The following is a 25,012-nucleotide window of genomic DNA, read 5'->3' as shown; positions in this document are numbered from 1 at the left end:
CACCTGTTCGATCAGCTGAACCTAGCAGTGGTTCGGTCATATGGCCATATCGTCGCGATGGATCAACGGACCGCGGGCGGGATAGCCCAGCACCTCTTCGATCTGGTCCGAGCGCAGCCGCTTGATCCGCGCCGCATCCGACGCATCGTAGCGCGTCAGCCCCTGGCCCAGGAGGCCGCCGGTCTCGTCGGCCACCTCGACCGCATCGCCACGCTCGAACCGGCCCGAGACCTGCGCCACACCGGCCACCAGAAGGCTGGAGCCCGCACGAAGCGCCTTGGCCGCGCCGGCATCGACAACGATCCGGCCCTTGGGCTTCATCGCAGCGATCCATTGCTTGCGTTTCTGCTGCGGGTCGCCCTGAGCCGTGAACCAGGTGGCTGGGGCACCGTTCTCCAAAGCCCGGATGGGGTGCAGCACCGACCCCTCGGTAATCGCCATGTCGCAACCGGCGGCGGTGGCCGTCCGAGCTGCGAGAAGCTTGGTCTTCATTCCGCCTTTCGACAGGCCGGACCCCGCGGCACCGGCCATGGCCTCGATCTCGGGGGTGATTTCCGAGATGACATCGAAACGTCTGGCGGTCGGATCGGTCTGCGGGTTGGCGGAATAAAACCCGTCCACATCGCTGAGCAGGATCAACTGATCGGCCCCGGCGGTCACCGCGATTTGCGCGGCCAGCCGATCATTGTCGCCATAGCGAATCTCGTCTGTGGCAACCGTGTCGTTCTCGTTCACGATGGGGATGGCACCCAGTGACAGAAGCTGTTCCATTGTCGCGCGCGAGTTGAGATATCGACGGCGGTCGGCGCTGTCTTCCAGCGTGACCAGTACCTGCGCGGCGATTATGTCATGCGTTGCCAGAGCCGCGGTGTAGGCGGTGGCAAGCTGGATCTGGCCCACGGCTGCCGCGGCTTGGGACTGTTCGAGGGACAAGTCCGCGGAGGGAAGTTTGAGAACGCCGCGTCCAAGCGCGATAGAGCCCGAGGACACCAAGATCACGTCCGTACCCCGCGCCCTGAGGCGAGCCACGTCCTCGGCCAGCGCGACCAGCCAGTCGCGGCGCAATTGGCCCGTCTTCCGGTCGACCAGCAGCGCAGAGCCTATCTTGATTACGAGGCGTTTGGCGTCGGCTACGGTTGCCACGGTGCTTCCTCGTTGTCGTCGGGGCGAGCCCGCAGGCGGCCCTCGTCGATATGCGCGCGCAGAGCGCGCAGCACCTCGGTCACGCCCTCGCGCGACACCCCGGACATGAGGAGGACTGGCGTGCCCGCCACAGCCTCAAGCTCCTCGCGCAGGAACGTGCGTTCTTCCTCGTCAAGCGTGTCGATCTTGTTCAATACCGTCACGCGGGGCTTGTCGGCCAGGCCGACGCCGTAAGCTTCGAGCTCTTGGATAATGGTGCGATAATCCTCGATCAGGGTTCCCGACGATCCATCGACGAGATGCAGAAGCACCGCGCACCGCTCGATATGGCCCAGAAACAGATCGCCCAGCCCACGTCCCTCGGACGCGCCGTCGATCAGGCCGGGAATATCGGCCACGACGAACTCGGTATTGTCGACGCCGACGACGCCCAGGTTGGGATGCAGCGTCGTGAAAGGATAGTCGGCGACTTTGGGCCGCGCGTTCGACGTGGCGGCCAGAAAAGTCGACTTGCCCGCGTTCGGCAGACCCACGAGCCCCACGTCGGCGATCAGTTTGAGCCGCAGCCAGATGGTGCGTTCGACGCCCTCCTGCCCCGGGTTGGACCGGCGCGGTGCCTGGTTGGTGGACGTCTTGAAGCGCAGGTTACCCCAGCCGCCGTTGCCGCCCCCTGCAAGGCACACGCGTTCGCCCACTTCGGTCAGGTCGGCAATCACCGTTTCCTGGTCCTCGTCAAGGATCTCGGTGCCGACGGGCACGCGCAGCACGATGTCGTCGCCGTCCGCGCCTGTGCGCTGCTTGCCCATGCCGGGTTTGCCGTTGTCGGCGAAGAAATGCTGCTGGTAGCGAAAGTCGATCAGCGTGTTCAGCCCGTCGACCGCCTCGGCCCAGACCGAGCCGCCGCCGCCGCCATCGCCGCCGTCGGGACCGCCATATTCTATATACTTCTCGCGCCGGAAGCTGATGCATCCGTTGCCGCCGCTGCCAGAGCGGATGTAAACCTTGGCGAGATCGAGAAACTTCATGTGATTGCCTCAGATGGCGTCAGGGACCGTCCGTAGAACCAAAAGCGGTCCGGCTCAAGCCCGAGTGCGCCGGAGGGTACGAATTGAGTGGACCCCGCCACATGCGCGGCGGTCCGCGTTTCAGCCATCCTTCATCGCCCGGCTGTAGGTCCACGTCGGGACATTGGCCTTACGCGCGACAGAAAAGCTTTCGGCATCGCCAAGATAAGTAAAACCACAGTTCGTCAACACCCGAGCCGAGGCCGCGTTGTCCTGGAAAGCGCTGGCGAAGACAGTCTGCGCTTCTTGGGGATTGGCCGACAGGATCGCCCGGACCGCGGCAGAGGCGATGCCGCTGTTCCAATAGGCCGGAGCGACCCAATAGCCGATCTCGGATTGGGCCCTGTCCATCCGCTCCATCCCGATCAGGCCCATGACCTCGCCGCCGCCAATGCGCGTGCCATCCATGACCCAGACATCCTCGGGATGCTCTGGGTCCATGACGCGGGCGATGAAGGCCTCGGCCGTGCCCGGCGGAAGGGGATGCGGAATGGACGTGGTGAACCGGGCCACCCGCTCGTCGCCGGCATAAAGCGAAATCAGGCCCGCATCGGATTCGCGGATGGGCCGCAGGTCGAACCGTTCGGTTTCCAAGAGGGTGTCGGTTGCGATGGTCTCAAGCTTCATGTGCTGTCTCCTCCGAAAAGCACGAACAGGACGGATGCGACGGTCAGCGCGGCCAGGGCGCGCATCAGGTGCGGCTCGGCCGGCGTTCCCGCCACGGTGCGCGCGATCCGGTCTCCTCCTAGTGTCCAGATCGGGTGCAGTAACAATTGCAGGCTCAGAAGGCAGATGGAGATGGTCAGCGTGGCCTGCAAGGCGGGCGTGCCGGCATCGACGAAATTGGTGAATCCGGCGACGATCATCGCCCAGGCCTTGGGGTTGAGCGGATGCACGATCAGCCCGGCCAGAAAGCCGGGCGCGGCCGTCTGCGCGTCGGCCGGACCGAGGCGCAGATGCGCGACCTTCCATGCAAGCCAGCAGATATAGGCCGCCGAGACCCATTTCAGAATATCGAACACGTAAGGCGCGCGGTCGGCCAGTTCCATCAGGCCGAACCCTACGGGCCAGATCACGAATTGCTTGCCGATGACCACCCCCGCCACAAAGGGCAACGCAGCGCGAAACCCGAACCGCGCCCCCGTCGCCAGAAGCGCCATGTTGGCGGGCCCCGGCGTGCCGACCTGCGACGCCCCGAAGACCAGAAAGGAAGTGACGGCCACGCTCATAACGTGCCTCCGGAAATGAAAAGGGGACCGGCGGTGTGCCGATCCCCCTTGTATATCATGCCTTGAAGGTTCGGCTTACTCTGCGGCCTCCGCCACCGGGAGAACCGAAATAAAGGTACGGCCCTTGAGGCCCTTGCGGAAATGCACCGAGCCTTCGACGGTCGCAAAGAGGGTGTGATCCTTGCCCTGCCCCACGCCGTCGCCCGGCCAGAACTTGTTGCCGCGCTGACGCACCAGGATATTGCCCGGAATCACGGCCTCGCCGCCGTATTTCTTGACGCCAAGACGACGGCCGATCGAGTCGCGACCGTTTCTGGATGAACCGCCTGCTTTCTTGTGTGCCATATCGTCTCTCCTTAGCCTTTGGCCAGTTCTTTGGCCTGTTCGACCCAGCCTTCACGCTCGATGCGACCCTTGAAGGACAGTTTCTCGTCCATCTCGGCGATGTCATCGGCGGTCCAAGCCGCGATCTGGGCAAACGTGGTCACGCCTGCCTCGTGCAGTTTCTTTTCAAGCGCCGGGCCAACGCCGGACAGCTCCTTCAGGTCGTCGCCACCTTCGGCCTTCGCGGCTTTCTTCGGAGCGGCCTTCTTTTCCTCGGCCTTCTTCTCGGCTTTGGGTTCGGCTTTCTTGGCGACGCTCTTTTCCTTGGCTTCGTCGTTTTTCACGCGCTTGGCCATCTCGGCTTGCTCGGCCTTGTTGTCGGCGTAACGGGTCTTGCCCATGCCGGCGGCCAGTGCGCTTGCGCCAACGGCGGCCTTCACGCCCGACTTGTCGGCGCCCTTCTCGAGGATCTCGGTCACGCGCAGAAGCGTCAGTTGCTGACGGTGGCCGCGGGTCCGCTGCGAGCCGTGCTTACGGCGACGCTTGACGAAGTTGATGACCTTGTCACCCTTGATCTGGTCCACCACCTCGGCCTGCACGGCCGCGCCGTCGACCAGCGGAGCACCGATGACCGGCGAGTCGCCGCCCAGCATCAGGATCTCGTTGAACTGAACTTTTTCACCGGCGTCGGCAGCAAGTTTTTCTACCCGGAGCATATCGCCCGACTGAACCTTGTACTGTTTGCCACCGGTCTTCAGAACCGCAAACATGTGTCTTTCCTTTTCTCATCCGCGTTCTGTGGCCCCGGGATCAACCGGCGTTTGGTGCCTCGAACGGCGCGCCTTACGGCGTCAAAAAAACAAATCCCGTACGAGTCGCCCCGCCGGGATGGTCGCTTATCCTCGGGGTGCCCTTTAAAGTCAAGCCTTGCGCCTGCGAAACCGCGGTTTTTTCAGTGAACCGTCGGTTTCGCCCCGCTTGGGCGGATCACAACTCTTCGCTGCGCATTTGTTCCGCCACTGCCTGACCCAGAAGATACGAGATTTCGTCGTACATCCGGTCATAGGCATTGAATACTGCGGTGTTGAGGACCCTTCCCTCTGGCGTGCGGTAGAGTTCGGCATAGGTTTCGAGCTCTTCTGCTTCCAGCGGGCGATAGGCCATCATCAAAAACGACCCCAGCCAAGCCTCGGATTCCGCGCGGATGTCCGGTTCCTGGGCCCAGACATCGGCCAGCATGTCGGATTCGCCCAGATCAATCGCCCCGCCATCCGCTAGGCCGCGATAGAACATGAGGTTGGCGTTCATCGCGCCCATTACGTTGTATTCCACCAAGTCACTGTCCGCGATGATGGTCTCGACCTGCCGGTAGAGTTCGGTTTCATCGCCGCGGGCTGTCTCGTAGGCGTCCATCGCGGCCACCTCGGTTTCCTCGTCCAGAAACGCTTCGCGGGCCGAGATTTCGAGCTCGACGATCTGTTCTCCCAGACCGCTTTCGAAGAAGGTCACCAGCGGACCAAGTTCCTGACCTTCTAGCGCAGCCTCAAAACCCTGCGTTATAACCGCTTCCATCTTTTCTACGTCATAGATGCGCGAGATGGTACGTTCCCAGTCGCCTTTGGGGATGTCGGGCAGCATTTCCGCGCCTATCTCGGCGCCATAGCGCAGCCCTTCCTGCCGCATGACCGCGACGGTGTCGCCGATCCGCATCAAGTCGATCAGGCGCTCCCGGTCGCTGTCCTGCGCGGAAGCGGCGCCAGGCGTCAGCAGCACCGCGGACAGCGCGCAGGCAGTTGCAAGATTCTTCGCGATTTGCATGTCAGTTCAAAGCTCCTGGCCCGGATGCATTTCGGCCATGCGCGAGGCCAGTTCCTCGAAGCGATTGGCCATGATCTCATACTGAACGGCATTCATAAGCTGGTAGACGGTCTGCATGTCGGGATGCTCGAGCGCTTCCAGATATGCCTGCAATTCCTCGTCCGTAAAGTCCTGGTAAGTATAGGCAGCATTGGCCAGCGCGCCGGCTTTCATCGTCATCCGCATCTCCTCTTCGCCGGCTTTCATCGCGGCGCGAAGCGCGCCCTCGTCAAGCTGGCGGTCAAGGATGCCGGCGTTCGATGCCGCCATCAGGAAGCGCACCTGTATCTCCTGCACCGCGCGCACCGAGTTGCCGTCGGAGTCCACGGCTTCATTCAGGTTTTGCAGTGTCTCGATGCGCTCATCCCCCTGCTCGACGCCCTCGGCCACCAGAGCACGGCCTTCCTGTTGCTTGGCCTCATCGTCCTCGACCATGTGCGAGGCGTTCTCTGCTTCCACCAAGCGTTGCCCCAGCGGCGAGGCATAGAATTCCGCAGCGTGGGTCAGATGCTCTTCGCTGAGCGTTTCGGACAGGATGTCGAGCGCCATCTTCTGCATCAATTCGGTGTCGAATACGTCCTCGGACACGCGCGACCAGTCCGAGCCGAAGTCGCTGGTTTGCATTCCCAGCATCGCGGGCGCGTCCCCGGCGGCGAGCGCGATGGAGTCGAGTGCAACACCAAACCCGGTTACTTCGAGAAACGCGTCGAGCCGCTCGCGATCTGCGGCGCGGGTCTGAAGCGCGGCCAGCAGCGCGATTGCGCATACGGCCAGGAAAACAAGGGGGCGAAATGGGCGCGTCTGGGTCACGATACCTCCTGACGTGGCATTGTTTCCCTCAACCTAGGCAAAATCCTAGACGAAACAAGGCAAACCCCTTGTCACCCCGATCAAAGGCGATTAAACGCACCCTCCAGACCCCCGCGGAGAGGTGCCGGAGTGGTCGAACGGGGCGGTCTCGAAAACCGTTGACCCTTCACGGGGTCCCAGGGTTCGAATCCCTGTCTCTCCGCCACTTTGCCCTCGTTTTTCCGGGCTTTCACAAGAAAATCGAATGCAGTTCCATGAGGCTCACAACCCTGTCATGGTCGTGTTACCAAGTCGAAGGACGCGCCGTCGATCAGCACGGTTTCAATCCCGTAGAGCTGTTACTGGTCATTCTTCACGCCAAGGGCGAGCGCGATCGCGCGATTTCATAATCAAAAAGTGTCGATGACAGGCATAGGCCCGTGTCTAGAAACGGGCGTCTGCAGGAACTTGAGCTGTAGGGCTGAACGGATCAAACCAGGCTCATGTCCCGGGCAAGCATCGCGGCGTGGGTGCGGTTCCTTGCGCCGAGCTTGCGTGACAGCGTCTTGACGTGCAGCTTCACGGTCACCTCCTGGATATCGAGGTCGCGCGCAATCTCGCGGTTCAGTTTACCTTCCGCAACGCCATGCAGGACCATTTGTTCACGTGGCGTGAGATGAGTCGCGGTTGCGCCTGGCGGCGGTTCAGTAAGAAAATTGACCGGAAGATAGGTCTCTCCGTCCAGCATAGATCCAATGGCCTGCACAAGCTGCTCAGGGGTGAGCGTCTTGGGCAGAAATCCCGCTGCGCCCGCCCGCAACGCGCGACGCGCGATATCCGGCGGCGCGGTACCCGACAGGATTGCAACCGGACAGCCCGACTGGGCCCGCATCCGCGTCAACCCTGTCAATGCATCCATCCCCGGCATGGTGTAGTCGAGCACAATCAGGTTGAACGGTCCTTTCTCCGCATTGACCTTCAGCGCCTCGGAAAGCGACGTGGCCCGTTCCACCTGAAAGCCGGCCTGGCGGGTCAGGAAATACGCGATTGTCTCAAGGACGAGGGCGTGGTCGTCGGCCAGCAGTATCCTGTTCATGCGCCGTTGTCCGTTCATCCATTGGCCGTGCGTTGGGCCCCCGCGCCCCTGGCTGGACCGGCGATGTGAGCCAGCACTTTATAACACGCCAATTGTCCGGTATCATCGCTTAAGCTTCAAGACTTGAATACATGCAGTCTCGTACCGAACGTGGCTCACGGACATGTGAAGGCCATCAATTGCTCGATCCTTGCCGCGTTATGTCCATCGGGGCCGCATAAGCTTGCTATTCGGTGAGGTTAATTTAACCTGCACCAGCCTGCCCGAAGCGGTATTGTCACCGCGGAACGGGAAGATGGAGCGCCGCATGTCCGTATTCAAACAGCTATTGCTGATCTGCCTTCTGGGCGCGATCGGTTATGGCGTTTACTGGGGATACGACACCTATCTCGCCCCGCCGGCAGAAGCGGCAGAGGCACGCGGGTCCGACCTCGTCAAAATCGAGACGGCGCGGGCGGAAAGCGAGCGCATTTACCAGACGGTGGAGGCCGTGGGAACGACCCGCGCCGCCACGTCGGTGCAGATCGTACCCGAGACGGACGGGCGCATCGTGGAACTGGCCATCACGCCGGGTGCTCAAGTCGAGGAAGGCGCCGTCCTGGTTCGGCTGGACGACGCGATAGAGCGCGCCGATCTTGCTGAAGCCAAGGCGCGCCTGGTCGAGCGGCGACAGGTGCTTGAACGCATCGAGCAACTGCGCAGCACCAACGCGGTCAGCCAGGCCACTCAGGAGGAAGCGGTCGCGCGGCTGGCAGAAGCCGAGGCGCAGCTGGACCGCGCCCAGCAGCGGCTTGACCAGCGAACCATACTCGCCCCCTTTGCCGGTGTGCTGGGGCTGGCGGAGGTGGACCGGGGTGCGCGCGTTACAAGCAACGACATGATTACGCGACTGGATGACCTCAGCGAGGTGGAACTTGAATTCTCGCTGCCCGAGACCCTGTTCGCAAAAGTGCGGCGCGGCATGCCGGTCGAGGCGCAGAGCGTGGCTTTCGAAGGTCGTGTCTTCGAGGGCCAGATCGACGCGGTGGACAGTCGGATCGACCCGGTGTCGCGCGCGTTTCGGGCGCGTGCGCTGATCCCCAACCCCGAAGGCATTCTTCCTGCGGGCATGTTCATGTCGCTGACACTGACGCTTTCGGAAAGCGACGCGTTGGTGGTGCCGGAAGAAGCCATCGTTTTCCAGGCCGCCGAGACCTATGTCTTTGCGATTGCCGACGGCATGGCCACACGAAAGCCCGTGCGCACCGGCGCGCGGCAGGACGGAAAGGTCGCCGTTCTCGCCGGTCTGGATGCGGGCGAGGAAGTGGCCATCCGCGGTCTTGGCCGTCTGCGCGATGGCGCTGAGGTGACGGTGAAATCGACCGAGCCTGCCTCTGAACGGTCGGAGGGCGATACGTGACCCTGTCCGACACCGCCGTCCGGCGGCCGGTGCTGGCGGCGGTGGCCAGTCTGTTGATCTTGGTTTTTGGCCTCGCAGCGGTGCAGGACATTCCGGTGCGCGAATTGCCCGATGTCGACAATGCCGTCGTGACGATCACGACCGAGTATCGCGGCGCTGCGCCGGAAGTGATTGACACCGACATCACCGAAACGCTGGAGGGTGCGGTCGCCGCCATCACCGGCCTGCGCTCGATCAGTTCGGAATCGCGTCAGGGCCGTAGCCGGATCACGCTGGAATTCGAAACCACGCGCGATCTGGACAACGCGGCCAATGACGTGCGCAACGCCGTCGGGCGGGTGACCGGGCAACTTCCGGAAGAGGCGGATGAACCTAGGGTGGTGAAGTCCGACGCCGATGCAGATCCGGTCATGCGGCTGGCCGTGACCTCGGATCGGATGACCACAGCCGAGATCACCGACTACATCGACCGCTTCATCGCCGACCGCATCGCCACCGTGGATGGTGTGGCCGATCTCAATATCTATGGCGAGCGGCCTTTCGCGGTGCGCATCTGGCTTGATCGCCGTGCGCTGGCCGCGCGCAAGCTGACGGTGGCCGATGTCGAAGCTGCGCTGCTGCGCAACAACCTCGAGCTGCCGGCCGGCGAGGTCAAATCGCAGGACCGGCAACTGACCGTCCGCCTGAACTCCCGCCTGAGCAGTATCGAGGATTTCCGTGAGGTTGTGCTGGACCGCGTGGCAGGCTTTCCAGTGCGGCTGGGCGACGTCGCGCGGGTGGAGCCGGGCGTGGCCGATGACAGCACCATCGTGCGCACCGACGGAACCGACGCGGTGGGTATCGCCATCCTGCGCCAGAGCAAGTCGAATACCCTGGCCATTTCCCAGGCCGTACGCGCCGAGATCGAGGCGATCACGCCCACCCTGCCCCAGGGTATGACGCTTATCGTGGGGTCGGACGACGCGCTGTTTGTCGGCGCCTCGATTCGCGAGGTGGTGATCGCGCTCAGTATCTCGCTGGCCTTGGTGGTTCTGGTGATCCTCGTCTTCCTGCGCAGCCCGCGCGCCACGTTGATCCCCTTCGTTGCCATACCGGTCTCGCTGGTCGGCTGCTTCATCCTGATTTCGGCTTGGGGATTTTCCCTCAACACGCTGACGCTGCTAGCGTTGCTCCTGGCGATCGGTCTCGTGGTCGACGACGCCATCGTAGTGCTGGAAAACATTCAGAGACGTATTGAAATGGGGGAAAGCCCGCTTGCTGCCAGTTACCGCGGGGCGCGTCAGGTGACCTTTGCCGTCATCGCCACGTCGCTGACGCTGATGGCGGTCTTCGTGCCGCTGTCGTTCATGCCGGGACAGGTTGGGCGGCTTTTTGTCGAGTTCGGCTGGGTCATGGCGGGCACGGTGGGAATCTCGACCTTTGTCGCCCTGACCGCCTGCCCCGCCCTCGCCTCGAAGGTGCTGCGCCAGCGCGACGGGGTTTCCGCCGACGACGCCGAGAGCTTGGGCTGGGCGCAACGCAAGTACGAAGCCCTGCTGAAGCGCGCGGTGCAGGCGCCGCTCGTGGTGCTGGCCGTGGCGCTGACGGTAACCGGCGGCGCCGCGCTGTTCTATGACGGCCTACCGCGCGAATTGGCCCCGCGAGAGGATCGCGGCGTGGGGTTCGTCCCGCTCACGGCACCGCAGGGCAGCACAGCGGAACATACCGATATCGCCGCCCGGCAGGTCGAGGACATCCTCGAGCCGTTGCGCCAGTCCGGCGTGATCGAGACCGTATTTACATTTACCGGCTGGGGTAACCGCGCCTGGCGGTCCTTCGTTGTGTTTCGACTTGCCCCCTGGGAAGACCGCGACCTGTCCGTCTCGGATGTGGTCGGCCAGATCGCTCCCCGGATGGGTGACGTGACCATCGCCCGCGGCTTTCCCGTGACGCCGGCGGGCCTTGGCCTGCGCGGCAACTCCACCCCGGTACGCGTCGTGGTGGGCGGCCCCGATTTCGAAAGCGTCAAGGAATGGGCGGAGTTGCTGCAAGCTCAGGCCGAAACCATCCCGGGGCTGGTCAATCCCGAGATCGACTTCGACCAGAATCTTCCACAGCTTGACATCACCATCGACCGGGCACGCGCGGACGACCTTGGCATATCGGTCGAAACCATTGCGGGTACGTTGCAGACGCTGCTGGCCTCGCGCGAGGTGACGGGTTTCGTCAGCCGTGGGCGCGAGTATCCCGTAATTCTGCAAGCCGAGGAGTCCGACCGCAACACACCGTCGGATATCGACAATATCTTCGTGCGAGCGGGCGATGGCGAGACGCTCGTACCGCTCGGGGCGCTGGTTGATCTGCGCGAGAATGCCGCCGCCCCCAGCCTTCGGCGCTTCGACCGCCTGCCGTCGGTTCAGCTCTCGGGCGCACTTGAACCCGGCGCGCAGCTTGGCACCGTTCTCGATACGATCGAGACGGCGGCGCGGGATATCCTGCCAGTCGAAGCCAAGCTGGGATACGAAGGCCAGTCGCGAACTTTCAAGGATACGTCTGCCGGCGTCGGCTTCGTGCTTGTGCTGTCGCTGCTCATTGTTTTTCTTGTTTTGGCGGCCCAGTTCGAGAGTTTCGTGCATCCGGTCACCATCATGCTGACCGTCCCTGCGGGAATCGCCGGGGCGATTTATGCAATGGCGTTTGGCGGGCTGACGCTCAATGTCTACAGCCAGATCGGAATCATCCTGCTGGTCGGACTAGTGGCCAAGAACGGCATCCTGATCGTGGAATTTGCCAATCAGTTGCGCAATGAGGGGCTTGAAACCCGCGCGGCGGTCATCCGCGCCGCCACGCTGCGCCTTCGCCCCATCGTCATGACCGTGATCTCGACCATCCTTGGCGCCCTGCCCCTTGTCATGGCCACCGGTGCCGGCGCCGAAAGCCGCCAGGCGATCGGGACGGTAATCGTGGCGGGGCTGTCGCTGTCGGCGGTGCTGATGCTGGTTGTAACGCCGGTTCTCTACGACCTGCTTGCACGGTTCACACGGCCCCAGGGGACCCTCGAAAAACGTCTGGACCGAGAGCTTTCGGAAACCCGTGCCGCGATGTAGGCGCCGGTACGGGCTTATCCGGCCGGCGGACTTTCCATGCTTTCCGCGAAAACGGCGATCAGGCATCCCGTCTCGGTGTGAGAGACATGCTCGGTTCCCGGCGCCAGCCAGACGACATCACCCTGGCGATAGACTGTGCCATCATTATCGATCAGTTCGCCCTCCAGCATCACGAATTCCTCTGCACCGCCATGGCGGTGCGGGGTCGACTGCGCGCCAGGCTCCATTTTGTAGATATAGAACCCAACGTCCCGCGGCATGTCCCGGTTCAGCTTGAGGATCGAGGTGCCGGGTTCCGTGACGGGATCGAACGGTACGAATGCGGTCTCGTCCCGGATATTCGCAACCCGGCGGTCATCTGTTTTGATCTGTTTCATGCTTGCGTCCTCTCGGTTCCTTTCCTGCGAGCCTATTCCAATTCACTGACATGCGGCAAATCACGATACTCCACCGTTTTGCGGCGATCGATCGCTGAGGCGTCTATTCCCTTAACGGTTCTGGCCCTTCGCCTGCCGGAGATACGCCAAGCCGTGCGTGGAACCTGTCCAGTTCGTTTGCTTCGGGTTCCGCGCCGCAGAACGTCTTGACGTAGCCGGGGACCCGCATCATGCGGACCGAGGGCTCTTCCTGCACCTGCATCGAGATATACCCGATTTGCGTCAGGTAGACCGTTCGCGCCCGCACATCGGCTTCGGACGGGTCATAGCCGAACCGGTCGAACATTTGTCGGATCGCCTGAAGCCGCGCCTCGTCGGCCGCGTTCACGCGGGCCATCACCTCTTCCGACTGGTGCGCCCAACCGCGGATGGCGAAGTCAAGCTGCGGCTCGAACAGGGCGTCGTCGTGAAACACCACGATCAGGTTCAGAACGGCCTCGGTGATTGTTTCTGCATATGCGTCGGCAGCGTCGCGGAAGGCGCCGGTATTCTTGGCCTCCCAATGTTCCAGCAAAGCGTCGAGCAGGTCGTGGCGGTTCTTGAAGAACCAGTAGAAACTTGTGCGGGCAATATTGAGGCGCGTTGCGAGCGGTTGGATCTTGACCGCATCCAGCCCCGTCTCGACAAAGGCCTGCTTGGCCGCCGCCAGCCATAGCTCCCGTGATCCGCGCCAGCCCGTTGCCTTGCCGGGCGCACCCCCCGTGATGTCGTTCACGCTCATGTGGAGAAACTTAAGGCCCGCCCCATCCGCACTCAAGGAAAATATACATCACTGAACCGCAACTTGACATGAGTGAACATTATGCGGAATGTTAGACTGTCTGCACAGGAGCCAGCCTTGATCAGCGATCCCCTTCTCCAGCCCTTCCAGCTCAAGCACCTGACTTTGAAGAACAGGCTGATGATTACCAGCCACGAACCGGCCTACCCCGATGACGGGATGCCTACAGAGCGCTACCGTGCGTACCACGTGGAGCGCGCCCGAGGCGGTGTGGCGCTGACAATGACGGCGGGGTCGGCGGTGGTGTCGCGCGACAGTCCGCCAGCCTTCAACAATATTCTCGCGTATCGTGACGAGGTCGTGCCCCACATGAAGGCACTCACCGATGACTGCCACGAGCACGGATGCGCCGTGATGATCCAGCTCACGCATTTGGGCTGGCGCACGCGGTGGGACAAGGGTGACTGGCTGCCCAGCCTCTCCCCTGGGCATACAAGGGAACCGGCACACAGGGCCTACCCGAAGAAAATGGAAGACTGGGATATCGTCCGCATCATCGAGGATTACGCCGACGCCGCCGAGCGGATGCAGGCCGCGGGCCTGGACGGGATCGAATTGGAGGCCTATGGCCACCTGATGGATGCGTTCTGGTCGCCACAGCTGAATCAGCTGGAGGGACCGTATGGCGCGAATGGGTTCGACGATCGCCTGCGGTTCGCGATGGACGTGCTGAAAGCCATCCGGGCGCGCGTCGGCGAGAGCTTTATCGTCGGACTGCGGTACGTGGCGGATGAAGACAAGCCCGGCGGGATCTCGCGTACGGACGGCATCGAGATCACCAAACGGCTCAAATCCTGCGGTATGGTGGATTTCCTGAACGTGATCCGGGGGCACGTTGCTACCGATGCGGCTTTGACCGACGTCATACCCGTTCAGGGTATGCGTTCATCGCCGCATCTCGATTTTGCCGGAGAGATTCGCGCAGAAGCGCAGATACCGACTTTTCACGCCGCAAAGATTCAGGACGTTGCGACGGCCCGACATGCCATTGCGTCCGGCAAGCTGGACATGGTGGGCATGACCCGGGCCCATATCGCAGACCCGCATATCATCGCCAAGGTCATGCGCGGCGAAGAGCATCGCATTCGTCCCTGTGTAGGGGCAAACTATTGCCTCGACCGGATCTATCAGGGCGGTATGGCGCTCTGCCTGCACAATCCGGCCACGGGACGTGAAACCGAGCAACCGCACGAGATTGCGAAAGCTTCTGATTGCAGACGGATCGTGATCATAGGCGCTGGGCCTGCGGGCCTCGAAGCCGCGCGCGTGGCGGCGGCACGCGGGCACGAGGTCATCGTGCACGAAGCGGCAAACGATCCCGGGGGGCAAATCCGCCTGACAGCACAGACCGATCGGCGCAAGGAGATGATCCAAGTCGTGCAATGGCGCTTTGAGGAATGCGAACGAATGGGGGTCACGTTCCACTTCAATTCTTTCGCAAATGGCACCACTGTACTTGCCCACGGGCCGGATGTGATGATTGTCGCCACCGGCGGGCTTGCCCATACGGAGGTTTCTGGCGGCGGAGAGGAGTTTGTGGTGTCCACCTGGGATATCCTCGCCGGAGATACAGAGGCTGGCACGAACGTTCTCATCTATGACGAGGCCGGCGACTTTGCCGCCCTGCAGGCAGCTGAAAAGATCGCTGCCACAGGTGCGACTGTCGAGATCATGACGCGCGACAGGAGTTTTTCGCCAGAGGTCATGGGCATGTCGTTGACCCCCGCCATGCGGCAGCTGCAAAAGCGGGATGTAACTTTTACCGTGACGTGGAAGCTCAAGGCCGTGCGACGTGAAGGTAACGGGCTACTCGCCACCATCGACAGCGACTATGGCGGCGTAACCCGCGAACGGCGTGTGGACCAGGTTGTCGTCAACCATGGCACGCGGCCGCTTGATGATCTCTATTTCGACCTGCGACCAGAATCCGTCAACCTGGGGGAGGTCGACTATGACGCGCTGATCGAAGGACGTCCCCAAAAATTATCCCGCAATCCGGAAGGCGCTTTCCAGCTTTTCCGCATCGGCGACGCCGTCGCTTCCCGGAACACGCACGCGGCCATCTACGATGCCCTGCGCCTGTGCAAGGCGCTCTGACGGGAGCTTGCGAGGGGCGATGCAAGGCAAAGTCTACGTTGTAGAGCCTGCCAAGCCGTTTGAGGACGAAGGGCACACCTTAAGTGGGTGAGCTAGAGTTTTCGATAGCTTTGTGAATTTCATTCCCGCCCCTCGCGGACCGTTCCATTGGCCTCTGATTGCGCAGTTCCCTGATCGGGATCCATGGCGGTCTGATCGGTGGCAAACGCCGCAGTTTCGGGTGTCGAGGCACGGGCGAGTGGCGCGGCTTGAAACACGCCCTTGTTGGCGGGCGCAACCGGAGGGGCAACCCGGATTCTCAGCAGAGCATACAGTACAAGAAACACATGCGCGGCCCCGGTCACGGAAAATAACATCGCCTCTCCGAACGACGTCATCAGGACCCCTGCGCCTGCCGGACCAATAATCGAACCGATTCCGTATACAAGCAGCAGGCCTCCGCTAACCTGAATGAAAGCACCCGGGTCCGCATGATCGTTCGCATGCGCCACGATGACGGGATACATTGCAAACACCGTGGCCCCGAAGAGCGCCGACAGGGCAAGCACGGTAGCCGCTTGTGCAATACCGGCAAACAGAAACAGCGAATCCGCTGCTATGGCGACTATAGCCAACGCTATCAGAACCTTTCGACGGTCGAAGCGATCCGATGCGATACCGACAGGGATCTGGCTGGCGGCGCCCGCCAGGATAGGAATGCTCGCGAAGAGCGCAATGTCGCCAAGCGATAGTCCAATACGCGCGGCGTAAACCGCGGCAAGCGTACCGAACGCCGAATTTGATATCCCAACCATCAGAACTGCGAACACGGCGATCGGCGAGTTTCGCCAAAGCTTTGGGAGATCAAGTGAGACCTGCGTCAGCGGACGTGGCGTCGTGGTCGCGCTGATCGCAGTGGGCAAGAGGGCGAGACAATAAACCATTGCCGCAAGAACGAAGAACAAGAAGCCTGTTGCATCGCCGAGCGTAAGCACCATTTGGCCAGCGGTCGTCGAAGCGAGATTGACCATCGTGTAGATACCAAAGACGCGTCCTCGCGACTTGGCTTCCGATCTTTCATTCAGCCAGCTTTCCACGATCATTGCCGCACCGGCAAAGCAGAAGCCGGAAAATGCTCTAACGGGAATCCATATCCAGGGCGTAATGAGTATCAGCGACAAGAGCACCGCGATTGCTGCTATCGCACACATGGCCCCAAACGCTCGGATATGCCCGACCCGGGCTACGAGTACGGGGGTACGTAAGCACCCGGCCACATAGCCAACCGCCCATCCCGTCCCCAGCAGGCCCAAAGAAGAAGCCGTGAAACCTTCAGCCTCGCCACGGATCGGCAAAATCAAACCGTTAACGCCACCGGCGAACACAAGAAAAGCAGAGCCCATCAGCAGGGCTGTCAATGGCAGCAAACTTCTTATCACGACTGCACGTTAACTCGAACCCTGAGGGATGAAAATCTGAAGGCTAGCACTTGCTCTCTTGTCCCTGGTTTTCTCGCATGAGCCTAGTTGCCTTTAAATAGCACCTCGTCGTAGGCAAACAATTCTTTCGCCATTGCGCGCCTGCGCCTAGCTCTTTGGCTTCTCCGCGGTTGCACGACCAGGGCCCCGGTCGTTGCCGCGTCAGTTGGTGTAGCCCTTCGATCGAGTTGTTGCGGCCTTTGCGTACGCGATGATCTACGCTCGGCGGAGCTTGGCTGTGATCACAACGCGTGGGTGGCCACATTGGATGACAAGTTAAAGGCGAAGGCCACATGCTCCTGAAAGGCCGCCACGAGCGGCGCGGTATGGGGATGCGGTGCACGCGCCAGCGCGATGCGGTGGGGCACGAGTGGGTCTGACAACTCCAACCGGGTGACGGGCTGACCGTCGCAGGCTGTGTCCTGCGCGATATCGGTGGCCAGAAGTCCCACGCCCATGTGATTGGCGACCATGGCGCGCAACATCTCGACCGAGCCGGTCTCATGCGCGATACGGGGACGGATCCCGTTCATCTGAGCCAGTGTCAGGAAATAATCGCGGCTGTGCGGCAGGCTCATCAGAATAAGGGGATCGGTCAGCAAGTCGGCCATAGCAACGGTCCGCCGCCCCGACAGCGAATGGGTGCGCGCAACCAGCCCGTAGGGGCGTACATCGGCCAGCGGCGTGATATCAAGCGATGAAGGCAGACCGAAATCATAGATAAGTGCCAGGTCGATGCGGCCGGTTTCCAGCCATCGGGTCAGAGTATCAAGATCGCCTTCGTGCAGCTTGATTGCTGCCGTGGGATTGGTCTTTTGAAATCCGTTGACAAGAGCAGGTGCGTAACGTGGGCCAAGGGTCGAGAAGACTCCAAGGTTCAGTTCGTCTGCCCCGCTGTTCTCTTGGTCAAGCACCGTTTGCGCCTGCGCGCGCAGGCTGCGCAAGGCCCCGAGCTTTCGCAGCCCGAAGGCAGTGGGCGCGATGCCTTGGCCTGCGCTGCGAGCGAATAGTGGGCGGCCGAAGTGAGCTTCGATTTTGGCAATCGCCAGCGACACCGACGGTTGCGAGACATTCAGCACCCGCGCGGCGGCGGCGGTGCTGCCAGCCTCGGCGGCGGCGATGACATAGTCGATCTGGCGAAGGCTGATGGGTATAGCCTGCATTTATTGGTCTATCAGTAACCTATATTTCTCCTTATAGCATGATTGCTCCTATGCTCAACCGGTCAATACCGGAGGATCATATGCCCACGCAGACCCCCATCTCCAAAGCATCCCACCCCCTGAGCGGTGTCAGGGTGCTCGATTTCACCCGTGTTCTGGCAGGCCCCTATTGCACGGCGATGATGGCCGATTTGGGCGCGGATGTGATCAAGGTCGAAGCCGCCCACGGCGACGATTACCGCCATATCGGCCCATTCAAGGATGGCGAAAGCCTGTTGTTTCAGGCCATCAACCGAGGCAAGCGCTCGATCGCGTTGGATCTGAAGTCGCCCGATGCGATTGCGACGGTCAAGTTGCTGTTGGCGGAGTGTGACGTGTTGATCGAAAACTTTCGCCCCGGCGTGATGGAGAAACTGGGCCTGAGCTATGATGCTCTGAGAGAAGCGTTTCCGCATCTGGTCTATGTCTCTGTGTCCGGGTTTGGTCAGACCGGCCCAAATACGAAAAAGCCCGCCTATGACATAATAGTTCAGGCCATGAGCGGACTGATGGACGCGACTGGCGAACCCGATGGCGCGCCGACAATGGTGGGCGAGGCGTTGGGCGATGTGTCGGGTGGCCTGTATGCCGCGTGGGGGACGATGGTTGCCCTGTTCGAACGCTGTCGCACCGGGCACGGGCGTCATGTGGATGTGGCACTGTTTGACGGCCTGGTGTCGATGATGCCGATTTTGGCCTGCCGCACTCTGATGGGGGGCGAGGCCCCGGTGCGCACGGGCAACCGCCATCCGCTGTCCTCCCCCTTCGGGACCTATCCGGCGAGCGACGGGCATTTTGCGCTGGCGGTTCTGAACGACCGGCTGTTTGAGACTTTCTGCGAGGTGATCGGCCAGCCTGATCTGGCGCAGGATGCGCGCTTCACCACTGATACGCTGCGCCGTGAAAACGAGCCTGCCTTGGCCGAGTATATCGACGGATGGGCGGGCGGACTGCCTGTGGACGAGGTGGTTGATCTGCTGTCAGCGGCGGGCATTCCGGCGTCCAGCATTCAGTCCGTGGCACAGGCCTGGGCCTCGCCGCAGGCTGTTGAACGCGGGCTGGCGTCAGAGGTCACGCATCCTGATCTGGGTATTTTGAACGTCCCTGAACAGCCAGTGCATTTCAGCGGCGTAGGGCGCGGCGGGCGCAAATCGGCCCCTGCGTTGAACGCAGATGCTGACGATATTTTGAACACTCTGAACAAGGAGCAGAACGCATGACCACTTATCCGATGAGCGATGATGAACGCGTACTGGTCGCGCAGATCGAGCGGTTTTCGACCGAGGTTCTGGCCCCAAGAGCTGCGGAGATCGACGAGAACGCGTTGTTTGCTACCGTCCATCTGAACGCGATGGCCGAAATGGGATTGCTGGGTCTGAACCTGCCAGAAGATCACGGCGGCATCGGGTTGTCCGGCCCCGCCCTTTATGCGGCGGTCGAGGCGATTGCGGGCGCATGTGGCTCAACCGGGTCGATGCTGACAGCGCATTTTCTGGCTACGGACTCTCTGTTGTTGGGCGCCGATGCTGATCTGCAGGCGCGCATTCTGCCGGATGCCGCGGCGGGCACGTCGCTGGGCGCGTTTGCACTGACTGAACCGCAGGCCGGATCGAACCCCGCCGACATGCGCACGACGGCGAAGCGCGAAGGGGCTGGATACCGGATCAAGGGGTCTAAATGCTTCATCTCGAACGCTGGGGCGGCGGATTTCATGGTGGTCTATGCCAAGACCGACCCTGATGCGGGCGCGCGGGGCGTCAGCGCCTTTATCGTTGAAACGAAGAAAACCGAAGGCGTGTCCGTCGCGCCGCATGAAAAGACGATGGGCCTGAAAGGCGGGCATGTTTTTGGAATCAGCTTTGATTGCTGGGTGCCGGAAGAAAACCGTCTGGGTGACGAAGGCACGGGTTTCCGAACCGCGATGAAGGTTTTGGACAATGGCCGGATCGAGGTTGCCGCGCAGGCGACGGGTATCGCGGACGCCGCGCTGAAAGCCGCGATTTCTTATGCCAAGGAACGGCAGGTCAGCGGTCATGCGATTGCGGAATTCCAAGGGCTTCAATGGATGCTGGCCGACAGCGCCACAGAACTGGCCGCTGCCCGTGCGCTGGCGATGCAGGCGACTGTCATGGATGCCACTGGCAAGACTGCGATGGCCTCCTGGCAACGCTGAGATAGGCGAGCCGCTGGTGCTGGTCACGGCCGGTGTTTTCGAAATGCCGAAAGTCTCAACCGATGAATTAGCCGTTGGCGATGCGGTCTATTTCCGTACCTCAGATGGGGCCGTTAGCAGCACAGCCAGCGGCAACACCAAGATTGGCATCGCCGTCTCTGAAGCTGGCAACCCGTCCGCATCGGTGCACGTCCGGCTCAACGGCACGTTCTGAGGTTGATATGCACACCGCGGCCCGACATAGAGCGTTGCCCGCTCCGACCGCGCGACTTCTGTCGCGGGTTGAAGCGGCTGCTTATGCCGGGGTGTCTCCCAATACCTTTGACAGAATGATGGCCGACGGCTTCATGCCCGGCCCGAAACGGATTTATAGCCGCATCCTCAGCCCGATACACCGCCGCAGCCGACCGTAAGCGACTAGCAACGGAAGGGATGAAGGCGCTGGAAGAGAAGGAAACGCGAACGAACATTGTCAAACCCAGTCCGAAGGTTTGACAATCTGACCCCTAAGGGTTTGATTCTATTGCTGTCAAAAGAGTGGATGGCGGTGCTGGGAGACCAATGCGAACCAGTCTCTACAAAAATAGCGGCACGCGAGAACACGCGGCGAACTCCGGGCGACATTCTAACTTTTTAAATTTTATCGATTTTGATCGAGCGCAGCGGTTTCAAACTGAACGTCGCTCTACTCAGGAGTGCCGCGCACCTCGCGCGAAACGCTGCCTACTCGTTTTCATCAGCCCCTGCCTCGGAAGTTCCGAGAATGCCGTCCAAGACCTGAAGCAACTGAAGGAGGGTCTCGCGGGTTTCGTGAAGTCCCGCCCCTATCTTCAACTCGCCTCGCCCGGCCAGTGAGAGCACGGCTGCCAACACCTGGTTCGAATTCCGCATGAGTTCGACCAGGTGCTCTCCAGCCGGACCGTGGGAGCCCGCAAGCCAGTTCTTGGCCGTTCGCTCCGAGACACCCGTCCAGCGCATCACGATCTTGATCGCCCGATGAGATCCGCCGAGTTCCCGCTTCAGCGCGGCTGCAATTGCCATTTGGTATTTTAATCGATCGACCTTCCGTTCGTCGTTATCTGGAAAAGTCTTGCCCATCTTAGGAAACATTTTTCCGAACCTCCGCGTCTATGCTTCGGCCCCATGGAATCACAGGCATTTCCCGTGACTTGTCGAAGGCCAAAAATGAAAGGCTCGGTTCTTGAGCTGGAGGGACGGACATGACGAAGGCGCAATGGCGCCAAGGGGAGCTCAGCCTCGGCGCGCCGCTCAATACGTCCGGATGTCGACCGAGCACCAACGCTATTCGACCGAGAACCAGTCGGACGCGATCGCGCATTACGCTGAGCAGCGCGGGATCGAGATCGTCCGCACGTATTCGGACGAGGGTAAGAGCGGCTTAAGGATCCAGGGCCGCGATGGGCTCAAGCAGCTCATCGATGACATTCAATCCGGCCGCGCGGATTACGAGGCCGTGCTGGTGTACGACATCAGCCGCTGGGGCCGGTTTCAGGATGCGGACGAGAGCGCCTATTACGAATACATCTGCAAACGCGCCGGCATCTCCGTCATCTACTGCGCCGAACAGTTCGAAAACGACGGCAGCCCGGTCTCAACGATCGTCAAGGGCGTCAAGCGCGCAATGGCGGGAGAGTACAGCCGCGAGCTTTCGCAGAAGGTCTTCACTGGCCAATGCCGCCTGATTGAACTTGGCTATCGCCAGGGAGGTCCGCCCGGCTTCGGCTTGCGGCGCATGCTGATCGACGAGCATGGGGTCGCGAAAGGCATTCTGGAGCGTGGCGAGCACAAAAGCATTCAGACGGATCGTGTCACCCTTGTCCCGGGCCCAGCCGAAGAGATCGGCATCGTCCAAGAGATCTTCCAAGCCTTCGTGGTAGATCGAAAGTCCGAGACCGAAATCGCCGAGGCATTGAATATCCGCGGCATTCTAACGGACCTCGACCGCGCCTGGACCCGCGGGACCGTCCATCAAATCCTGGTCAACGAGAAATACATCGGCAACAACGTCTGGAACCGGAGCTCCTTCAAACTGAAGAAGCGACGGGTCCAAAACGATCCCGACATCTGGGTTCGCGCCGAGGGCGCCTTCGAGGGGATCGTTGATCGGGATCTGTTTGCAGCCGCCAACGCCATCATCAGCGCGCGATCGACCAAGCTCACCGACGACGAAATGCTCGAGGGATTGAAAGAGGTGTTCGAGGCCGAGGGCTTTCTGTCTGGTCTCGTCATAGACGAAGCCGAAGCGCTCCCCTCAAGCAGCGCTTATCGATCCCGTTTTGGAAGCCTGCTCCGCGCCTACCAGTTGGTCGGGTTCAAGCCAGATCGAGACTACAGGTACATCGAAATTAATCGGCGCTTGCGCGAGCTCCACCCGGACATTGTCGCCGAGACGATTGCCGGCATCGAAGCTTCGGGCGACAGCGTCGAACGGCATCCCCGAACAGACCTGCTCACCATCAACGGCGAATTCACTGCCTCCCTGGTCATCGTCCGATGCAGTGAAACCAATGCGGGCTCTCTGCGGTGGAATATCCGCTTCGACATGAGCCTAAAGCCTGACATTACGATTGCCGTGCGTATGGACCGACCCAACCAACGGCCGCTCGATTACTACCTGCTCCCGAGCCTCGACATGACCCTCCCCCGCATCCGCCTGGCCGAGCACAACGGCTTGTCGCTCGATGCCTATCGTTTTGAGACGCTGGACCGGTTGTTCGACATGGCGGTTCACGTCCCAGTACCGCAGGTGGCCTGATGGCTGACGCGCAACCCCAAGCCGCCGAATTGATCCCGATGGATCGCATCACCGTGGTAAACCCGCGCGTGAGGAACCGAAAGGCTTTCAGAGAGATCGTCGACAACATCGCCGAGCTCGGGTTGAAACGGCCGATCACCGTTGCCGCGCGACAGAGCGAGGATGGCTTGCGATACGATCTGGTCTGTGGCCAAGGGCGGCTGGAGGCTTTCCAGGAGCTTGGCCAATCAGAAATCCCGGCGATCGTCATCGACGCCAGCAGCGAAGACTGCCTGGTGATGAGCCTCGTGGAGAACCTGGCACGCCGACAGCATCGGGCGCTCGACCTTCTGCGCGATATCAAAGGCTTGAAGGAGCGCGGCTATTCTGGCCCGGAGATCGCGCGCAAGACCCAGCTCTCTCTCAAGTATGTCCGCGGTGTCCTTCGGCTCCTCGAGAGCGGTGAGCACAGACTGCTCAGAGCCGTTGAGAGCGGAAAGCTTCCCGTCAGCGTTGCCGTTGATATCGCTGAGGCAAAAGATACGGAAGTGCAGGACGTCCTGCGCCAGGCCTATGAGAACAACCAGCTGCGCGGAGGCCGACTGATGGCCGCGAAACGCCTAGTCGAGGCCCGTCAGCAATACGGGAAAGGACAACCGAGCGCAGACCGAAAGAAGAGACGAACGCTGTCGGTCGAAAGCTTGATCCGCACCTATCAGAACGACGTTGAAAAGAAGCAGGTGCTGCTCCGAAAAGCGACAGCAACGCGCAACGAGCTGATGTTCATCACGGAGGCCCTTCGCAAACTCCTGAATGACGAAAACTTTGTCACCCTGCTCAGGGCCGAAGGATTGGCGACGATTCCAAAGAACCTCTCTGACCGCCTGGCCGCTCGAACGGGAGACCTCTGATGGCACGATCCGGACGCTCCAAATCGATCAACATGGCGTTTGAGAAAGATCTCATTCAGCTGCCGCTTGAGCAGATCTGCCCGCTTTACGCCGTTCGGAAAGAAACCAAGGACACGGTGAAATACCGCCAGGTCGTCGCTTCCATCAAGGAAGTCGGGCTTGTCGAGCCACTGGTCGTCGTCCGCGACCAATCCGATCCCGAGAAATTCATGCTGCTCGATGGGCACGTGCGACTTGCGATCTTGACCGACCTCGGCGAGCAGAATGCGCCGTGTCAGGTATCGTCAGACGACGAAGCCTTCACCTACAACAAGCGCATCAGCCGCCTTGCCACCATTCAGGAACACAAGATGATCCTGAAGGCGCTCGAACGCGGCGTGCCTGAAGAGCGGCTGGCCCGGGCGCTCAACGTGAATGTCAAATCTCTGCAAGAAAAGAAGAGGCTTTTGGATGGGATCTGTCCAGAGGCAGCTGAACTCCTGAAGGACAAGCAAGTGTCTCTCACTGGATTCCGCGTTCTCAAAAAGATGAAGCCGATGCGTCAGATCGAGGCTGCAGAATTGATGGTGACGATGAACAAATACACCGTCAATTACGCCCGTTCACTTTTGGCTGCGACGCCCGCCAGCCAGTTGAAAGATCCGGAGAAGCCGAAAGCTGTGAAAGGGATCTCCCGCCAGCAACTCGAGCTGATGGAGCGCGAGTCCGCGAATTTGGAACGAGAGTTGCGCCTGGTCGAGGACACATACGGCAGTGATCACCTCGATCTGGTTCTCGCGCGTGGCTACGTCTCCAAGCTCATCACCAATGCACGCGTCACGCGGTATCTAGAGATGTATCATCCCGAGTTTCTGCCTGAGTTCGAAAAGATCACGGAGACGGAGGCCCTGGCCTCCTAATCCGAGCAGTTCGGTCAATTTCGGCTGGGCTGCATTCGGGGACCCGGACCCATAGAAGCGCGGGGACCGTAGGAGACGCCGCACGGTGGGGCGGATCAAGTGCGGCGGTGGGGATGGCGGCGATCCCGTGCGGGGCCCACCACGCCGAGATTATCCACTCGGCCAGACTCGCGAGAATTACCTCGCATGGGAGCCGGAGCGACTGACCCGAAGGAAAGACGTTCCGGCTCATCAATCTTTCCTACCGTGTGCGAATTGTTCCGAATTCAATGGGTTGGAGGAATCATTTGAACCGCTAGACTGCTTGCGAGGT

The 25,012-nt window shown here is 61.2% G+C and carries 23 protein-coding genes and 1 tRNA gene; 10 read left to right on the top strand and 14 right to left on the bottom strand.

The genetic code is table 11. The features are described 5' to 3' along the window. Nucleotides 1-36: 36 nt before the first annotated feature. The 8 genes from proB to RBB31_RS06135 all read right to left on the bottom strand — a co-directional run bounded on the left by proB (nucleotide 37) and on the right by RBB31_RS06135 (nucleotide 6,430). Nucleotides 37-1,143, bottom strand: coding sequence for a glutamate 5-kinase (proB, locus tag RBB31_RS06170; protein WP_306128390.1), 1,107 nt, complete (start codon nucleotides 1,141-1,143; stop codon nucleotides 37-39). After that, a complete protein-coding gene (gene obgE, locus RBB31_RS06165) occupies nucleotides 1,131-2,168 on the bottom strand; it encodes a GTPase ObgE (RefSeq protein WP_306128389.1) in 1,038 nt (345 codons plus the stop codon). Before obgE ends, proB begins: the two co-directional genes overlap by 13 nt. Before the next feature lie 120 nt (nucleotides 2,169-2,288). Beyond that, nucleotides 2,289-2,834 carry a GNAT family N-acetyltransferase gene (locus RBB31_RS06160; RefSeq protein ID WP_306128388.1) on the bottom strand — a complete coding sequence of 182 codons (546 nt, stop codon included), beginning with the start codon at nucleotides 2,832-2,834 and terminating at the stop codon, nucleotides 2,289-2,291. Continuing rightward, nucleotides 2,831-3,436 (bottom strand): LysE family translocator, encoded by a 606-nt coding sequence (locus tag RBB31_RS06155; protein WP_306128386.1) that lies wholly within the window; start codon nucleotides 3,434-3,436, stop codon nucleotides 2,831-2,833. Before RBB31_RS06155 ends, RBB31_RS06160 begins: the two co-directional genes overlap by 4 nt. A gap of 75 nt (nucleotides 3,437-3,511) precedes the next feature. Continuing rightward, nucleotides 3,512-3,781: a 50S ribosomal protein L27 gene (gene rpmA, locus RBB31_RS06150; RefSeq protein ID WP_306128385.1), complete on the bottom strand. Its 270-nt coding sequence runs from the start codon at nucleotides 3,779-3,781 to the stop codon at nucleotides 3,512-3,514. Between the two features lie 11 nt (nucleotides 3,782-3,792). Beyond that, nucleotides 3,793-4,530, bottom strand: a complete 738-nt coding sequence (locus tag RBB31_RS06145) for a 50S ribosomal protein L21 (RefSeq protein WP_057789141.1) — start codon at nucleotides 4,528-4,530, stop codon at nucleotides 3,793-3,795. Between the two features lie 217 nt (nucleotides 4,531-4,747). Further along, nucleotides 4,748-5,578, bottom strand: coding sequence for a DUF2059 domain-containing protein (locus RBB31_RS06140; RefSeq protein ID WP_306128384.1), 831 nt, complete (start codon nucleotides 5,576-5,578; stop codon nucleotides 4,748-4,750). 6 nt (nucleotides 5,579-5,584) lie between these two features. Next, nucleotides 5,585-6,430, bottom strand: a complete 846-nt coding sequence (locus tag RBB31_RS06135) for a DUF2059 domain-containing protein (protein WP_371931298.1) — start codon at nucleotides 6,428-6,430, stop codon at nucleotides 5,585-5,587. Between the two features lie 112 nt (nucleotides 6,431-6,542). On the opposite strand from RBB31_RS06135, the gene RBB31_RS06130 reads away from it, so the two are divergent. Beyond that, nucleotides 6,543-6,632, top strand: a tRNA-Ser gene (locus RBB31_RS06130). Between the two features lie 264 nt (nucleotides 6,633-6,896). On the opposite strand, the gene RBB31_RS06125 is transcribed toward RBB31_RS06130, so the two are convergent. After that, nucleotides 6,897-7,520 carry a response regulator transcription factor gene (locus RBB31_RS06125; RefSeq protein WP_306128382.1) on the bottom strand — a complete coding sequence of 208 codons (624 nt, stop codon included), beginning with the start codon at nucleotides 7,518-7,520 and terminating at the stop codon, nucleotides 6,897-6,899. A gap of 289 nt (nucleotides 7,521-7,809) precedes the next feature. On the opposite strand from RBB31_RS06125, the gene RBB31_RS06120 reads away from it, so the two are divergent. Next, complete coding sequence (locus RBB31_RS06120; protein ID WP_306128381.1) at nucleotides 7,810-8,901, top strand: efflux RND transporter periplasmic adaptor subunit; 1,092 nt, start codon at nucleotides 7,810-7,812, stop codon at nucleotides 8,899-8,901. Then, nucleotides 8,898-11,987, top strand: coding sequence for an efflux RND transporter permease subunit (locus RBB31_RS06115; protein WP_306128380.1), 3,090 nt, complete (start codon nucleotides 8,898-8,900; stop codon nucleotides 11,985-11,987). Before RBB31_RS06120 ends, RBB31_RS06115 begins: the two co-directional genes overlap by 4 nt. A 14-nt stretch (nucleotides 11,988-12,001) precedes the next feature. On the opposite strand, the gene RBB31_RS06110 is transcribed toward RBB31_RS06115, so the two are convergent. Beyond that, a complete protein-coding gene (locus RBB31_RS06110; RefSeq protein ID WP_306128379.1) occupies nucleotides 12,002-12,364 on the bottom strand; it encodes a cupin domain-containing protein in 363 nt (120 codons plus the stop codon). A gap of 103 nt (nucleotides 12,365-12,467) precedes the next feature. Continuing rightward, entirely contained in the window at nucleotides 12,468-13,145 is a 678-nt protein-coding gene (locus RBB31_RS06105) for a TetR/AcrR family transcriptional regulator (RefSeq protein ID WP_306128378.1), read from the bottom strand. Nucleotides 13,146-13,262: 117 nt separating this feature from the next. Here RBB31_RS06105 and RBB31_RS06100 point away from each other — a divergent pair, with 117 nt between their 5' ends. Continuing rightward, the gene (locus tag RBB31_RS06100) at nucleotides 13,263-15,302 is read left to right on the top strand and encodes an NADH:flavin oxidoreductase (RefSeq protein ID WP_306128377.1); all 2,040 of its coding nucleotides are present in this window, start codon (nucleotides 13,263-13,265) and stop codon (nucleotides 15,300-15,302) included. Between the two features lie 119 nt (nucleotides 15,303-15,421). On the opposite strand, the gene RBB31_RS06095 is transcribed toward RBB31_RS06100, so the two are convergent. Both RBB31_RS06095 and RBB31_RS06090 read right to left on the bottom strand, forming a co-directional pair. Next, on the bottom strand, nucleotides 15,422-16,720 hold the full coding sequence (locus RBB31_RS06095) for an MFS transporter (RefSeq protein ID WP_306128376.1): 1,299 nt from the start codon (nucleotides 16,718-16,720) through the stop codon (nucleotides 15,422-15,424). A 281-nt stretch (nucleotides 16,721-17,001) separates the two neighbouring features. Then, nucleotides 17,002-17,922: a LysR family transcriptional regulator gene (locus RBB31_RS06090; protein ID WP_306128375.1), complete on the bottom strand. Its 921-nt coding sequence runs from the start codon at nucleotides 17,920-17,922 to the stop codon at nucleotides 17,002-17,004. Nucleotides 17,923-18,002: 80 nt separating this feature from the next. Here RBB31_RS06090 and RBB31_RS06085 point away from each other — a divergent pair, with 80 nt between their 5' ends. From RBB31_RS06085 to RBB31_RS06075, 3 genes are read left to right on the top strand one after another with little or no spacing between them, the layout of a single operon-like run. Then, on the top strand, nucleotides 18,003-19,181 hold the full coding sequence (locus RBB31_RS06085) for a CaiB/BaiF CoA-transferase family protein (RefSeq protein WP_306128374.1): 1,179 nt from the start codon (nucleotides 18,003-18,005) through the stop codon (nucleotides 19,179-19,181). Beyond that, nucleotides 19,178-20,134: an acyl-CoA dehydrogenase family protein gene (locus tag RBB31_RS06080; protein ID WP_306128373.1), complete on the top strand. Its 957-nt coding sequence runs from the start codon at nucleotides 19,178-19,180 to the stop codon at nucleotides 20,132-20,134. The genes RBB31_RS06085 and RBB31_RS06080 overlap by 4 nt, the downstream gene beginning before the upstream one ends. 16 nt (nucleotides 20,135-20,150) lie before the next feature. Further along, the gene (locus tag RBB31_RS06075) at nucleotides 20,151-20,348 is read left to right on the top strand and encodes a DUF2190 family protein (RefSeq protein ID WP_306128372.1); all 198 of its coding nucleotides are present in this window, start codon (nucleotides 20,151-20,153) and stop codon (nucleotides 20,346-20,348) included. Between the two features lie 509 nt (nucleotides 20,349-20,857). Here the strand turns inward: RBB31_RS06075 and RBB31_RS06070 are convergent. Next, nucleotides 20,858-21,232, bottom strand: coding sequence for a hypothetical protein (locus tag RBB31_RS06070; protein WP_306128371.1), 375 nt, complete (start codon nucleotides 21,230-21,232; stop codon nucleotides 20,858-20,860). Between the two features lie 136 nt (nucleotides 21,233-21,368). Between RBB31_RS06070 and RBB31_RS06065 the strand changes: the two genes are divergently transcribed. From RBB31_RS06065 to RBB31_RS06055, 3 genes are read left to right on the top strand one after another with little or no spacing between them, the layout of a single operon-like run. Next, entirely contained in the window at nucleotides 21,369-22,910 is a 1,542-nt protein-coding gene (locus RBB31_RS06065; protein ID WP_306128426.1) for a recombinase family protein, read from the top strand. Beyond that, nucleotides 22,910-23,800, top strand: coding sequence for a plasmid partitioning protein RepB C-terminal domain-containing protein (locus RBB31_RS06060; RefSeq protein WP_306128370.1), 891 nt, complete (start codon nucleotides 22,910-22,912; stop codon nucleotides 23,798-23,800). Before RBB31_RS06065 ends, RBB31_RS06060 begins: the two co-directional genes overlap by 1 nt. Then, on the top strand, nucleotides 23,800-24,699 hold the full coding sequence (locus tag RBB31_RS06055) for a plasmid partitioning protein RepB C-terminal domain-containing protein (RefSeq protein WP_306128369.1): 900 nt from the start codon (nucleotides 23,800-23,802) through the stop codon (nucleotides 24,697-24,699). Before RBB31_RS06060 ends, RBB31_RS06055 begins: the two co-directional genes overlap by 1 nt. Nucleotides 24,700-25,012 lie beyond the last annotated feature (313 nt).

Origin of the sequence: Roseovarius sp. MMSF_3350, from assembly GCF_030733425.1 — a bacterium.
Classification (GTDB): domain Bacteria; phylum Pseudomonadota; class Alphaproteobacteria; order Rhodobacterales; family Rhodobacteraceae; genus Roseovarius.
The sequence above is the reverse complement of the archived record's forward strand: the minus strand, read 5'-3'. Positions and strand labels throughout refer to the sequence as shown.